14 protein-coding genes are annotated in these 13600 nt (G+C 46.2%); all 14 read right to left on the reverse strand.

Annotated elements, in window-relative coordinates; translation table 11 throughout:
- Positions 1-2: 2 nt before the first annotated feature.
- Positions 3-437 (reverse strand): flagellar export protein FliJ, encoded by a 435-nt coding sequence (locus tag A0126_RS09240; RefSeq protein WP_088837363.1) that lies wholly within the window; start codon positions 435-437, stop codon positions 3-5.
- 12 nt (positions 438-449) lie between these two features.
- Positions 450-1763: a flagellar protein export ATPase FliI gene (gene fliI / locus A0126_RS09245; protein ID WP_088837364.1), complete on the reverse strand. Its 1314-nt coding sequence runs from the start codon at positions 1761-1763 to the stop codon at positions 450-452.
- Positions 1756-2481: a FliH/SctL family protein gene (locus A0126_RS09250; RefSeq protein ID WP_204251400.1), complete on the reverse strand. Its 726-nt coding sequence runs from the start codon at positions 2479-2481 to the stop codon at positions 1756-1758. Before A0126_RS09250 ends, fliI begins: the two co-directional genes overlap by 8 nt.
- Positions 2465-3472 carry a flagellar motor switch protein FliG gene (gene fliG / locus A0126_RS09255; protein ID WP_029330812.1) on the reverse strand — a complete coding sequence of 336 codons (1008 nt, stop codon included), beginning with the start codon at positions 3470-3472 and terminating at the stop codon, positions 2465-2467. Before fliG ends, A0126_RS09250 begins: the two co-directional genes overlap by 17 nt.
- A gap of 4 nt (positions 3473-3476) precedes the next feature.
- Positions 3477-5045, reverse strand: a complete 1569-nt coding sequence (fliF, locus tag A0126_RS09260) for a flagellar basal-body MS-ring/collar protein FliF (protein ID WP_088837366.1) — start codon at positions 5043-5045, stop codon at positions 3477-3479.
- A 28-nt stretch (positions 5046-5073) separates the two neighbouring features.
- A complete protein-coding gene (fliE, locus tag A0126_RS09265; protein ID WP_088837367.1) occupies positions 5074-5364 on the reverse strand; it encodes a flagellar hook-basal body complex protein FliE in 291 nt (96 codons plus the stop codon).
- Positions 5365-5379: 15 nt separating this feature from the next.
- Positions 5380-5778, reverse strand: a complete 399-nt coding sequence (gene flgC, locus A0126_RS09270) for a flagellar basal body rod protein FlgC (RefSeq protein WP_088837368.1) — start codon at positions 5776-5778, stop codon at positions 5380-5382.
- Positions 5779-5780: 2 nt separating this feature from the next.
- The gene (gene flgB / locus A0126_RS09275) at positions 5781-6143 is read right to left on the reverse strand and encodes a flagellar basal body rod protein FlgB (RefSeq protein WP_088837369.1); all 363 of its coding nucleotides are present in this window, start codon (positions 6141-6143) and stop codon (positions 5781-5783) included.
- Positions 6144-6387: 244 nt separating this feature from the next.
- Positions 6388-7167, reverse strand: coding sequence for a GTP-sensing pleiotropic transcriptional regulator CodY (codY, locus tag A0126_RS09280; RefSeq protein ID WP_029330822.1), 780 nt, complete (start codon positions 7165-7167; stop codon positions 6388-6390).
- Positions 7168-7183: 16 nt separating this feature from the next.
- Positions 7184-8563 (reverse strand): ATP-dependent protease ATPase subunit HslU, encoded by a 1380-nt coding sequence (gene hslU / locus A0126_RS09285; RefSeq protein ID WP_239456733.1) that lies wholly within the window; start codon positions 8561-8563, stop codon positions 7184-7186.
- Positions 8550-9101 (reverse strand): ATP-dependent protease subunit HslV, encoded by a 552-nt coding sequence (gene hslV, locus A0126_RS09290; RefSeq protein ID WP_029330826.1) that lies wholly within the window; start codon positions 9099-9101, stop codon positions 8550-8552. The genes hslU and hslV overlap by 14 nt, the downstream gene beginning before the upstream one ends.
- 13 nt (positions 9102-9114) lie before the next feature.
- Positions 9115-9993 carry a tyrosine-type recombinase/integrase gene (locus A0126_RS09295; protein WP_088837371.1) on the reverse strand — a complete coding sequence of 293 codons (879 nt, stop codon included), beginning with the start codon at positions 9991-9993 and terminating at the stop codon, positions 9115-9117.
- Positions 9994-10164: 171 nt separating this feature from the next.
- Positions 10165-11469, reverse strand: coding sequence for an FADH(2)-oxidizing methylenetetrahydrofolate--tRNA-(uracil(54)-C(5))-methyltransferase TrmFO (gene trmFO, locus A0126_RS09300; RefSeq protein ID WP_088837372.1), 1305 nt, complete (start codon positions 11467-11469; stop codon positions 10165-10167).
- A gap of 3 nt (positions 11470-11472) precedes the next feature.
- A complete protein-coding gene (topA, locus tag A0126_RS09305; protein WP_088837373.1) occupies positions 11473-13569 on the reverse strand; it encodes a type I DNA topoisomerase in 2097 nt (698 codons plus the stop codon).
- Between the last annotated feature and the right edge of the window lie 31 nt (positions 13570-13600).

Below are 13600 nucleotides of genomic sequence, written 5' to 3' on the forward strand. Positions count from 1 at the left end.
ACTTATGATGTCCGCCCTCTTCCAAACTGTAACAGTGCCAGTTCATCTAATTGATTTTGTTCGAGTAGTGCATTGATTTGCCGTGCTTCTTCTAGTTGATTCGCCTGAAGACGCGTGAACTTCTTTTCCTCAATCATCGCTTCTTTTAAATCGACTTGTGCGCGTTCATACTGATTTTTTGCTTGAGTGACATATAATTGTTGACGTTCGATTTGCTGTTTGACGACGTCACGCGCACGTTCACGGTATTGAGAAGCGAGTAATTCGACGGTACCCGTCTCATTTTGTGCCTTCAAAAATGTTTCGTAACGAACGAGCAGGTGATACAACTTTTCGACTTCAATTTCGTAGCGTTTCTTTTTTTCAGCCGTTTGTTTCGATACACGATCTTTCTCCGCCTCGGCTAAAGGAATGATTCGCTCATATATTGTTTTCATGCCTTTTCCTCCTTAGCGAATCGTCGTGATTAAACGGTTCATGGCTTCTTCAAATTGACTTCCTTCTTCAACACGTTGCTTCAAAAAGCCGATTAATTCCGGATATTTTTCGACGGCACGATCGATTTCAGGGTTTGTCCCACTTTTATATGCACCGATATTGATCAAGTCTTCTGCATCTAAGTATGTCGAGAGCAATTGCCGAAAGACGATCGCACTGTCTTTATGTTCCGTCGATGTGATTTGATTCATAACCCGGCTAATCGAACGTAAAACATGAATCGCCGGATACTGCCCTTTGTTCGCCAAACTTCGATCAAGGACAAAGTGACCATCTAAAATCCCGCGGACTGCATCCGCAATCGGTTCGTTCATGTCGTCTCCATCGACGAGTACGGTATAAAAAGCTGTAATCGACCCGGCTGTCGTCTTTCCGCTTCGTTCGAGTAACTGAGGTAGTAGAGCGAATACACTCGGCGTGTATCCTTTTGAAGCAGGCGGTTCTCCTGTCGCTAGACCGATTTCACGTTGCGCCATCGCGAACCGCGTAACGGAGTCCATCATCAAGACGACATTCTTACCTTGATCCCGAAAGTATTCTGCGATTGCTGTCGCCGTATAGGCTCCTTTTAAACGGACAAGCGGTGGTTGGTCACTCGTCGCGACGACGATGATGGAACGCTTCATCCCTTCTTCGCCCAACTCCGCTTCGATGAACTCTTTCACTTCCCGCCCTCGCTCTCCAATCAAGGCGATCACATTGATGTCAGCAGTCGAACGTTTTGCAATCATTCCGAGCAGTGTTGATTTCCCGACACCAGACCCGGCAAACAAACCGACGCGTTGCCCTTGACCGACTGTCAACAGACCATCAATGGCGCGGATACCTGTCGACAACACTTCATTGATACGTGGTCGTTCAAGTGGACTCGGTGGTTTTCGCACGATTGATGTTGTCCGGAGGTGAGTCAACTCCTCACCATCAAGTGCTCGACCTAATCCATCTAATACTTTCCCGATCAGTTCCTCACCGACGGGTACGTGAAGTGGTTTTCCTGTTGCGATGACGATTGATCCTGGTGCAATTGCTGTCGTTTCACCGTAAGGCATCAATAAGACGTGCCCTTCTCGGAAGCCGACAACCTCTGCTTCGATTTCTTGACCTCGGTGCAGTTGAATCAAACACCGTTCCCCGATTGCGACTGCCGTCGGTCCTCGTGATTCAATCATTAAACCGATTACTTGCACGACTTTACCGGAATGCCGGACTAAGTCATCCGTCCGAATATCTCGAACGGCCGCTTGCAACTGCTTCACGTTATACATCTTGTAGCACCTCAGTCACCTGGTTAATCAATGCCTCATAACTAGAAGTAAGCCCGCCCGTAATCGCTCCATTTTCTGAATCGATACGGAAATCGCGAGGCGCGAGTTCCGGATCAATTCGTAAGCTGATTGTCGCAGCACCACCTAAAATCGTATGTAGACGTTCATCCAGTAATACAACCCGTTCAAAATCTTCTGCAGACGTGTAAACAATGATCTTTTCACGGTCACGGAACTGAATAATCAATTGGTGAATCGATTGATAGAGTGCTTCCTCATCTGTATCATGTAATTTTTCTAAAAAATGATGGGTCACTTGCAGTGACAATGCACATAATTCATCTTCCATCGCTAACAAGCGGTCCGTCTGCATCTGCTCAAGACGCATTGCAAATTGATTCGTTTCCTCGAGTTTTCGTGCATAAGCGTCTAGTCCGTCTTGCTGCCCTCGCTCATAACCCGCTTGATAGCCTTGTTCCTTCGCTTCCTGTAAAGCCATTTCACGTTCCTGTTCAAAAGCCTGTCGACGCGCTTCTTCTTGTTGACGCATCAGCTGAAGTTGCTCGTCGAGCTCATTTTGACCTTTTGCCATCAACGCCTCATAAGAAATACTCGGCTCGGCATCCAGTTCAATCGCTCGCTCTTCTTGATGAAGAATTGTGCGCTGATGACCTTCGATGACAATTTGTCGTTTAATGACGTTAGACAACGATATCATCTCCTCCACCACGTGCGACGACGATTTCACCCATATCCTCTAGGCGACGAATGATTCCGACGATTCGGCTTTGAGCTTCTTCGACATCGCGCAATCTGACGGGTCCCATGAATTCCATATCTTCTTTGAACGATTCGACCATTCGCTGAGACATGTTTCGGTACACCATTTCTTTGACATCGTCCGACGAGACTTTAAGCGCAAGCAACAAATCTTCGTTTGAAACTTCGCGGATGATTCGTTGGATTGCTCGTGCATCGAGTGTGACAATATCTTCGAAGACAAACATTCGTTTTTTGATTTCTTCGGCGAGTTCCGGATCCTGAATTTCGAGCGTATCGAGGATTGTCCGTTCCGTCGTCCGATCGACACCGTTCAATACTTGAACGACTGCCTCGATACCACCAGACTGCGCATAATCTTGCATACCGGCTTGAGATAAGTTCCGCTCAAGAATCTGTTCGACTTCGCTGATGATTTCCGGGTTCATTCGGTCCATCGTTGCAATTCGTCGTGCTACATCCGATTGCGCCTCAGCTGGAAGCTCCGAAAGAATCTGACCGGACTTTCCCGGGTCGAGATGTGCCAAGACGAGTGCAATCGTCTGTGGATGTTCGTTTTGAATGAAGTTCAGTAATTGCTTCGGATCTGCTTTACGGGCAAACTCGAACGGCCGGACTTGCAAGGTCGAAGTTAATCGATGAATCAATTCCATCGCTTTTTCTTCACCTAATGCTTTTTCAAGCACATTTTTCGCAAAGCCGATACCACCTTGCGTAATGTAGTTTTGCGCCGTTGCCAACTCATGAAATTCTTCGAGTACTTCTAGTTTTTCTTCAGGATCAATTCGTTTCATGCTCGAAATTTGGAGTGTCAACCATTCCATTTCTTCTTCAGTCAAATGTTTGTAGACGTTCGCCGCCACTTCTGGACCTAACGAAATCATCAAGATCGCTGCTTTCTCACGACTATTCATATCTAGTTTCTTCATCTCATCAATCCTCCGCTAACCATGTGCGTAATAACTTCGCAAATTCATCTGGATTTGAGGATGCTAATTTTTCAAGCTGTTTCCGTTTGACTGCTCCGCCACTCGTATCTTCTGTCGATAGTTCTGGAATCTCTGTTTCGATTGGTGTCCATTCTTCTAACTCTTCGACTTCCGTCGTACGACGTCGTCGCATCATCATGAAGATGGCGCCGATGACGATCAGTGCTGCTGCACCAAGCGCGAACCAAACCCACATCGGCGTGACTGTAGTCGTCGCTTTTTGTGTTGGTGTTTCAGCGAACGGTCGGGACATGACGACGACCTTGTTCGTCAATTCGGCATCCGTCAACGTCGCTTTTGCATCCGTTTTCGTGATGGACGTCCGAATAATCGAGTAGAGCATCGTTTGAAGGTCCGTTTGAAGTTGCGGATCGATTTGAGCTTGACCTTTTGGTGGTTCAACGATGACTTGAATACCTAAATCACGTATTTCATAAGGTGCTCCCGTAATCTGTTTCGTAATCCGGTTTACTTCATAATTGATGATATCGTGCGTTTTCTCACTCGTATCACCTGTCGTTCCTGTACCGGCCGGGAAGTTGATGGTCTCATTTTCACCAGTACCGGCTGTTCCTTCATTCGCTGCACCCGTGTAGGCTTCGGCAACCTTTTCTGCCGAAGTTACAATCCCCTCGATTTTATCAGGGTCAACGGGTTCGACTAGTTTTTGTTCTTCTTGGCGCTGTGTGACATCGACGTCTGCCGTGACTGACACGAGCGCTTTTTGTGGTCCGAGAACGACGGATAACATTTGCTGGATTTGTTTTCGTAAATCATTTTCCGTTGTTTTCTTTAATTGCATCGGATCTGCGCCCCCAGCCGTCTGTGTTCCCTGGCCCGGTTCGTAGTACGTAAAGTACTGATCCATGATTGTAATATTTTCTTCTTTCAAATTAGGAATACTTTTTGCGATTAAGTGGTAAAGACCTTGTACAGTCTGTTGATTCAAATCACTCCCAGCGCTTGACGTTAACACAACCGATACGGTTGACGTCTCTTCGGCGTCTGATAAAAAGACGCTTTTTTCAGGAAGTGTAATCATTACCTTCGCTGCATCAATCCCGTTTACTTGAGTAATCAAGTTCTCAAGTTCAGTCTGCATCGTATCGCGCTCTAAAATATTCATTTCCTTGTCAGTCGTACCAAATCCGGCATTTTCACTGAAGAATGAATAATCGATTTGACCGGACTTCGGTATGCCAGCAGTAGCCAACTCTACTTTCAAATTTTCCGCATTCGCCTCCGGCACAAGAATCGTCACTCCGTCTGAAGCTGTCACAACTTCCGAACGAACGCCATCTTCATTTAATTTTTCAGTGACTTGTCCAGCCTCTTGCGGTGATAGTTTTGAATACAAGGGCGTCATTGTCGGTGTCGACAACCAAATGATGGCAGCAATAAGAGCCGATAAAATGATTAAGGTAATACCGATGATGGTCGCCTTTTTTGTGAGTGACCATTCGTTCCATGTCGTGTTGATTGCGCTAAAACGCGCCTTTAGCCGTTCGTTCATCAAACATCTCCCACGCTTTCCTTAGCAGTCACAGTTGCATACGCATCATTTCTTGGTATGCCTCAATCCCCTTATTCCGGACTTCAATGGCGAGTTGCATAGAAAGCGATGCTTCTTCTGTTTTAATCATGATGTTATGTAGATCTGTTGTCTTCCCTGTCGCAAGGTCCACACGTGCTTGTGAGGATGCTTGTTGCGCGTCGTTCAAGCCGTTAATAGCTTGGCTTAGCACATCGCTAAAATCTCCTGGGGACGCCTTAGCGACTGATTGTGATGGTAAGACCATTTGTTGCATCCCTTGAATAGGTTGAATTGCCATGATGTCATCTCCTCGTTATTTACCGATTTCCATCGCTTTTACTAACATCGCCTTTGTCGCATTCAGCGCCGTGACGTTTGCTTCATACGAGCGGGTCGCGCCCATCATATCGACCATTTCCTTCAATAAATCCACGTTCGGCATTTTTACATAGCCAAGTTCGTCTGCATCTGGGTTGTTTGGATTGTACTCTAATTTAAACGGCTCTTGATCCTTCCGGATTTCACTGACTGTGACGCCGTTACCTGTTTCTTTTAATACGGCTAATTTTCGTGCATACGGTTGCCATTCTCCATTCACGAGTTCGCCTCGTGTCGTTTGAGCATTGGCGATGTTTGCTGATACCGTATCGAGTCGGAGCCGCTGCGCTGTTAATCCTGTAGCGGATGTATGAAATCCTGAGAACATCGTCATCTTTATCGCCCTCCTCGAATAACAGATTGAATGCCAGAGAATTTACGATTCAATTGTTCGACTAGCGCTTCATATTCAATTTGATTGCGTGATAATTCAGACATCTCAAGGTCAATATCGACGCCATTTCCATCATTTCGCATCGATGTGCTTTGTTCGACGACCGTTCCTGAAGTATTAATCGTCGCATGTCGTTGTAAACTCATTTTCATCTCTGAATTCAATACATCACCAAAAACGAGGCGTTTTGCTTTGTATCCGGGTGTATCCACATTCGCAATATTCGTTGAGATTACTTTTTGAGCTGCAACCGTCCGATCGACGGCTTGTGTCATGAGTGAATAATCTGAGCCTAACCAATTCATCCCTTAACCTCCACTTGATTTTATATCGAGTATTTAGTTTTTTTGTAATCATTAGTAACACTTCTGAAATAATTGAAACAAATAGGTCAATGTTTGGAAAGAACTTTTTTGAAAATCAGGGTAATGAGATGTTAAATTCCTGTTTTTTATTACCTTTTCTTATAAAAATGATAAATAATACCTATATAAGAAAAGAAGACCTAGTATTTACTAGGTCTTCTTGATCGATTCCAGTTTTCGTTGTTTAGTTTGATTTAATCCGTTCTAATTCATAGAGGAAATTATCGTTTAAGATTTTGATATACGTCCCTTTCATACCGAGTGAACGCGATTCGATGACACCCGCACTTTCAAGCTTGCGCAGTGCATTGACGATGACGGAACGTGTAATCCCGACACGGTCTGCAATTTTTGATGCGACGAGTAATCCTTCATTGCCGTCGAGTTCTTCAAAAATATGCTCGATTGCTTCAAGCTCTGAATATGATAACGAGTTGATTGCCATTTGGACGACAGCTTTTTTACGCGCTTTATCCTCAGCTTCATGTGCCTTCTCTCGAAGAATCTCCATACCGACTACCGTCGCTCCATATTCAGCTAGGACGAGATCTTCTTCGTCGAAATCATCGACCATTCGTCCGAGGACGAGTGTCCCTAAGCGTTCGCCGCCTCCGATGATTGGAACGATTGTTGTTTTAGATGATTCGAACGTATCACGATTATCAATCGGGAATGCCGTATGTTCACTATCAATCGTAATATTCGCTGTCGTTTCCATGACGTTAAATAAACGTTTTGTGTAGTCTTCTGGGAATTGACGTTCTTCGAGGAATCCACGGATTCGTGCATTCTCAATTTGTTGCTTGATGGCAATACCGAGTAATTTCCCACGGCGGCTAACGATGAATGTATTCGACTCCATGACTTCACTTAACCGTTCCGCCATAATTTTAAAGTCTACATGTGTACTAGCTTCCTGTTGTAACATCGTATTAAGCTTTCGTGTTTTTGCCAATAAATTCATGATTTTCTTCCTCCACTTATAAGATGAACTGACTTAAGTCACGATCATCTGCTACTTTTCCAACTCGGTCCATTACATATTGTGGTGTGATCGTAACATCCGACTCTGGCATATCTGCCGCTTCAAAGGATAGTTCCTCTAACACCCGTTCCATGATTGTATATAAACGTCGTGCACCGATATTATCAGTTTCATCATTGACCTGAGCAGCAATCCGCGCGATTTGACGAATCGCATCCTCGGTAAAGGTGACGTGGACCTGTTCTGCTCCAAGCAACGCTTTGTATTGTTTCAGTAACGCTTGATTCGGTTCTGTCAAAATCTTGACGAAGTCTTCTTCCGTTAAACTATCCAACTCGACTCGAATCGGGAAACGTCCTTGTAACTCTGGAATGAGATCAGACGGCTTCGCCATATGGAACGCTCCTGCGGCGATAAACAACATATGGTCCGTTTTGACCGAGCCGTATTTCGTCACGACGGTCGAGCCTTCGACGATTGGTAAGATATCTCGCTGGACACCTTCGCGTGAAACGCCGGCGCTATCTTGACCTTTCGTTGCAATTTTATCGATTTCATCGACGAAGATGATCCCCATCTGCTCCGCACGTCGAACGGCTTCGTCATGGACTTCGTTTAAGTCAAGTAAACGTTCCGCTTCTTCAGCAGCCAAAATCGGTCGTGCTTCTTTGACGGTCAGTTGTCTTCTTTTCGTTTTCTTCGGCATGACTTGACCTAGCATATCTTGTAAGTTTGATAAGCCTTCCATCCCTTGTTGTCCCGAAAATAAATCCATTTGGCGCTCTTCGACGTCGACATCAATCATGCGGTCTTCTAGTTGACCACTGATTAATTGTTGACGAATGACTGAGCGGTCCGCCGTATCATTCGCTGTTTCTTGTTCAGGTTGTGCTTGATTACCACCAAACAACATTTCGAATGGATTACTTCCACCACCAAGACCCGACGTCGATTTTTTCCCGACTAACGCATCCACGATCCGTTCGTTCGCAACGGCTTCTGCTCGATCTTTTAAGGCTTCTTTCTTCTCATCTTTGACAAGTCGGAGTGAAGCTTCGACTAAATCACGAACCATTGATTCAACGTCACGACCGACGTATCCGACTTCTGTGAATTTTGTCGCTTCGATCTTAACGAATGGTGCGCGAACGAGTTTCGCTAGACGTCTTGCGATTTCCGTCTTTCCGACTCCAGTCGGTCCAATCATCAAAATATTTTTAGGTGTTACTTCGTCGCGTAATGCCGGGTCGAGTAATTGGCGACGGTACCGATTACGAAGTGCGATTGCGACTGCGCGTTTCGCATCCGATTGTCCAACGACGTGCTCATCTAATTTGGCTACGATTTGTTTTGGTGTCAATTCATGCATCTGCACTTCCTCCAATCGTCTCTAAAACAATTTGATCATTCGTGAACACGCAGAGCTCTCCGGCTGTTTCAAGAGCGGCTCGTGCGATTTCTTCTGCTGACATCTGTCCAGCGTGACGTGCCAATGCTCGACCAGCAGCAAGCGCGTAATTACCGCCTGAACCGATTGCAAGAATTCCATCATCCGGTTCGATGACTTCACCATTTCCGGAAACGAGCAGTAAATGTGTCCCGTCCATGACGAGTAGCAATGCTTCGAGTTGACGTAACATTTTGTCGCCGCGCCATTCTTTTGCTAGCTCGACTGCGGCACGTTGGAGATTACCATTATACATCTCTAGCTTCGCTTCAAACTTCTCAAACAGCGTAAAGGCATCTGCTACACTTCCAGCAAATCCTGCAATCACTTTTCCCCCATAAAGGCGTCTTACTTTCTTTGCACTTTTCTTCATGATGACTTGATTACCAAATGTCACCTGACCATCTCCACTCATCGCGGATTGACCATTATGTTGAATCGCAAAAATCGTCGTTGCATGAAACATTCCGTTTCCTCCCTTAGGCACGCGGATGCGCTTGCTGATAAACATGACGCAACCGCTCCGTCGTTACATGAGTATATTGTCCCGTCGTCGATAGAGAGGCATGACCTAAGAGTTCCTGAACCGCCCGAAGGTCCGCCCCTCTCTCTAACAGGTCTGTCGCGAAGCTATGTCGAAGTGCGTGCGGCGTCACATGTTTCGAAAGCAAATGATCGCCTTTTTTTAAGATTTTACGAATACCGTCTGTCGTCAGTCGTCGTCCCGATTTCGAAACGAACACAGCCTGTTCCTTTTCATCTTTTCCTCGACGCTCTTGCAAGTAAACCTGCAACGTCCGTCTAGCGAAAGAACCAATCGGCGTGATGCGTTCCTTACGACCTTTTCCATATACATGGACATACTCTAAGTCTTGATCTAAATCTTGAAGATTTAGTCCTGCCAACTCACTGACACGCATCCCGGTCGCATAGAGCAGTTCAATCATTGCGACATTTCGGTTGCCTAGTGTATCTTCCGTTCGAAAGGCTTCTAAAAATCGTTCGTATTCAGATGGAACTAAAAAGGTCTGTAACGATTGGGCACGTTTGGGCGCTTTCAATCCTTCAAACGGGTTGACTGCATCCGTGTCGCGCGTCAAAAAGCGACCAAATTGCTTCAAGCATGATACTTTTTGGGCAATTGTCGTTTTTGAAGCTTGTTGCTCGTAGAGTGCATACAAATAACGCCGTGCAGTTGCCAATTCAATCGATCGTAGTTGATGATCGAGGCAAAAAGCGGCGTATTGTCGAAGGGTTTGATCATATGAGCGACCCGTATTCGGAGATAGTTGACGTTCGATATGCACGTACCGCAAAAAGTCTTTCCGCAGCCGCTCAAACTCTGAGTCTAATCCCATTTCCGAGCCTCCTCCTGACCATGTGTTCTCGAATCGACCTTAGCATAGCACACCGCAAGTAGTCTGACAATAGACCAAAAACCGAAAAAATGACGAAATTATCACGCTTTTATGAAAAATTAAGAAATGGGGGAAAAGTCCGCTGTTTCTGCGGCTTTTCCCCCATCCTCTTTACATATCGGTAAAGTCTTTGATGGCTTCTAACGCTCGTTCTGCGAGGAGCGCATATTTCTCAGGTTTCTTCATTCGGACTGGATGACCGACGAGCCCTGGCACAAGTCCAAAGTTCGCGTTCATCGGTTGGAAGTTCTTTCCTTCGGTCGTCGTGATGTAGTGCGCCATCGCCCCCATCATCGTCTCTTTCGGGAACGCGATTGGTTCTACTTCATTCACTAACCGTGCCGCATTGATCCCTGCCGTCAAACCGGATGCTGCTGACTCGACATATCCTTCGACCCCTGTCATTTGACCAGCAAAGAATAAATCATGTCGTGTCCGTGTTTGATACGTCGCTTGCAATAAGTTCGGTGAATTGACGAACGTATTCCGGTGCATGACACCATATCGGACGATTTCGGCATTTTCTAAACCAGGAATCAAACGGATGATCCGCTTTTGCTCGCCCCACTTCAAGTGCGTTTGGAAACCGACGAGGTTGAAGAGTGTTCCAGCCGAGTTATCTTGACGAAGCTGAACGACTGCGTAAGGACGTTCGCCTGTTTTCGGGTCTTCAAGACCGACCGGTTTCATTGGTCCGAACAACAATGTTTTTGGTCCGCGTGAAGCGAGTACTTCAAATGGCATACAGCCCTCGAAGTAAATTTCTTTTTCAAATTCTTTCAGCGGAACGACTTCTGCCGCAATCAGCTCATTATGAAAATGCGTAAACTCTTCTTTTGTCATCGGACAGTTCAAGTACGCGGCTTCTCCTTTATCGTAGCGTGACTTGAGGTAGACCTTGTCTCGATCAATCGTATCCCCATCGAGAATCGGTGCTGCCGCATCGAAGAAATACAGATAATCTTCTCCCGTGAACTGTTTGAGTGATTCAGATAACGCAGCACTCGTAAGTGGTCCAGTTGCAACGATCGTCGGACCATCCGGAATCGCTTCAAGCTCTTCATGATGGACCGTGACGTTCGGATGATTCTTCAGTGTTTCTGTCACATAGCCTGCGAAGTCATGCCGATCGACAGCGAGTGCGCCCCCTGCAGGGACACTCGCTAAATCAGCCGCTTTCATGATGAGAGAGTCTAATTGACGCATCTCTTCTTTTAATACACCAACTGCATTCGTCAATTGATTCGCACGTAAGGAATTCGAACAGACGAGCTCTGCAAATTGATCGGTATGGTGGGCAGGGGTCTGCTTCACCGGTCGCATTTCATATAAATCTACTTGGACGCCTCGCTTCGCAAGCTGCCATGCTGCTTCAGAGCCTGCGAGCCCGGCGCCAATTACCGTTACTCGTTTCAACGGTCATTCCTCCTCTTGCTCTTGATCGATGCGCGTTTCATGATGTCCACAAGATGTACATTCTACTTTTACACCGTTCTTGATTTTCTTTTGTACCATCATACTGCTACAGACGGGACACGGCTCTTCGACCGGCTTATCCCATGAGACGAATTCGCACTCTGGATAATTTGAACACCCATAGAACAACCGGCCTTTTTTGCTGCGACGTTCGACGATGTCCCCTGTACCACATGTCGGACACTTGACGCCGATCTCGACTTGGATCGGCTTCGTGTTTCGGCATTCCGGGAAGTTTGAGCACGCCATGAACTTGCCGTACCGTCCCATCTTGATGACCATCGCATGACCGCATACTTCGCAATCTTCTCCGGCTGGTTCATCTTTGATTTCAATTTTCTCGATTTCTGCTTCCGCCCGCGTCAAACGTTTCGCGAATGATTTATAAATCGGATCGACGACTTCCGTCCACTGCATGTCGCCTTTTTCAATCGCATCAAGCAACGCTTCCATGTCTGCCGTGAATTGAACCGTGATGAATTCTTGGAAATAATCACTAATCATATCAATGACGAGCTCTCCGAGTTCAGTCGGTAAGAATTTCTTTTCTTCGAGCGTCACGTACCCTCGTTTTTGAATCGTGTCGAGTGTTGGAGCGTATGTCGACGGACGACCAATCCCGAGTTCTTCCATCGCTCGTACTAAACGTGCCTCTGTATAGCGTGGCGGTGGCTGCGTGAAGTGTTGTTTCGGGTCAATCGATTCCTGTTGCAAGACTTCACCGTCTTCGAGTGGTGGTAAGAGTCCTTCTTTGACGTCCGTCACTGCTTCATCATCTGTATCCTCGATGTAGACTTTCATGAAACCAGGGAACTTGACGGTCGAACCGTTCGCCCGGAACATGACATCGTTCGAATTCAAATCAACTTTGACCGTGTCTAAAATCGCCGGTGCCATTTGACTGGCGACGAATCGTTCCCAAATGAGTTTATACAGTCGGAACTGGTCTCGCGACAAATACGATTTAACGAGTTGTGGGTCACGCATCGTTGACGTCGGACGAACTGCTTCGTGCGCATCCTGTGAATTGGCCGCTTTTTTCTCTTTACGTTTTTCACTGGCGATGTATTCTTTTCCGTACGCATTTTCGATGAAACCATGCGCTTCGAGGTTCGCTGTTTCAGACGTTCGTGTCGAATCGGTACGCATATACGTAATCAAACCGATTGTCCCTTCTTTCCCTAACTCGATTCCCTCGTAGAGTTGTTGGGCAATCATCATCGTTTTCTTCGCCCGGAAATTAAGCTTACGTGCCGCTTCTTGCTGGAGCGAACTTGTTGTAAACGGTAACGCTGGATTACGTTTGCGCTCTTTCTTCGTTACCGAGTCGACCGTAAAGGATTCTGAAAGTTTTGCCAACACCTCGTTGACATCTTCTTCAGAATGGAGTTCACGTTTTTTACCGTCGACGCCATAAAAGTTTGCTTCGAGTTTTTCACCGTTCGCATCAAGCTCAAGTTTAATCGTCCAGTACTCTTCTGGTAAAAAGGCATTGATTTCTTGTTCCCGATCAATAATCATCTTCACGGCAACCGATTGAACACGCCCCGCAGACAATCCTTTTTTAATTTTCTTCCAAAGTAACGGACTCATGCTGTACCCAACAAGACGGTCCAAAATACGCCGCGCTTGTTGCGCGTCGACAAGATCATAGTTGATCTTGCGGGGTTTCTTGAACGAATCCTTGATGGCGTCTTTTGTGATTTCATTGAAGACGACCCGACACTCTGTCGATTCATCGACACCGAGGGCTTTCGCTAAATGCCAAGCGATCGCTTCCCCTTCACGGTCAGGGTCGGCCGCGAGATAGATTTTTTGTGCTTTTTTAGCAGCAGTTTTCAATTCTTTCAAGACCGGACCTTTACCACGAATCGTAATATATTTTGGTTCATAGTCATGTTCGACGTCGACACCCATTTGGCTTTTTGGCAAATCGATGACATGCCCCATCGATGCTTTCACGGTATAGTTCGAACCGAGATAACGTTTGATGGTTTTTGCCTTTGCAGGTGATTCGACGATTACTAAATATTTTGCCATTGCAATCGCTCCCTATTAGAGGCGTACTCGT

The sequence above is a fragment of the Exiguobacterium sp. N4-1P genome (genome assembly GCF_002214325.1).

Bases quoted from the DNA above. Each gene is read 5' to 3' on its own strand.
- flgB (WP_088837369.1), bottom strand. From the start codon at position 6,143: ATGAATTGGTTAGGCTCAGATTATTCACTCATGACACAAGCCGTCGAT.
- A0126_RS09250 (WP_204251400.1), bottom strand. From the start codon at position 2,481: ATGATATCGTTGTCTAACGTCATTAAACGACAAATTGTCATCGAAGGT.
- A0126_RS09240 (WP_088837363.1), bottom strand. From the start codon at position 437: ATGAAAACAATATATGAGCGAATCATTCCTTTAGCCGAGGCGGAGAAA.
- topA (WP_088837373.1), bottom strand. From the start codon at position 13,569: ATGGCAAAATATTTAGTAATCGTCGAATCACCTGCAAAGGCAAAAACC.
- fliI (WP_088837364.1), bottom strand. From the start codon at position 1,763: ATGTATAACGTGAAGCAGTTGCAAGCGGCCGTTCGAGATATTCGGACG.
- fliE (WP_088837367.1), bottom strand. From the start codon at position 5,364: ATGGCAATTCAACCTATTCAAGGGATGCAACAAATGGTCTTACCATCA.
- flgC (WP_088837368.1), bottom strand. From the start codon at position 5,778: ATGACGATGTTCTCAGGATTTCATACATCCGCTACAGGATTAACAGCG.
- codY (WP_029330822.1), bottom strand. From the start codon at position 7,167: ATGAATTTATTGGCAAAAACACGAAAGCTTAATACGATGTTACAACAG.
- hslV (WP_029330826.1), bottom strand. From the start codon at position 9,101: ATGTTTCATGCAACGACGATTTTTGCGATTCAACATAATGGTCAATCC.
- A0126_RS09295 (WP_088837371.1), bottom strand. From the start codon at position 9,993: ATGGGATTAGACTCAGAGTTTGAGCGGCTGCGGAAAGACTTTTTGCGG.
- fliG (WP_029330812.1), bottom strand. From the start codon at position 3,472: ATGAAGAAACTAGATATGAATAGTCGTGAGAAAGCAGCGATCTTGATG.
- fliF (WP_088837366.1), bottom strand. From the start codon at position 5,045: ATGAACGAACGGCTAAAGGCGCGTTTTAGCGCAATCAACACGACATGG.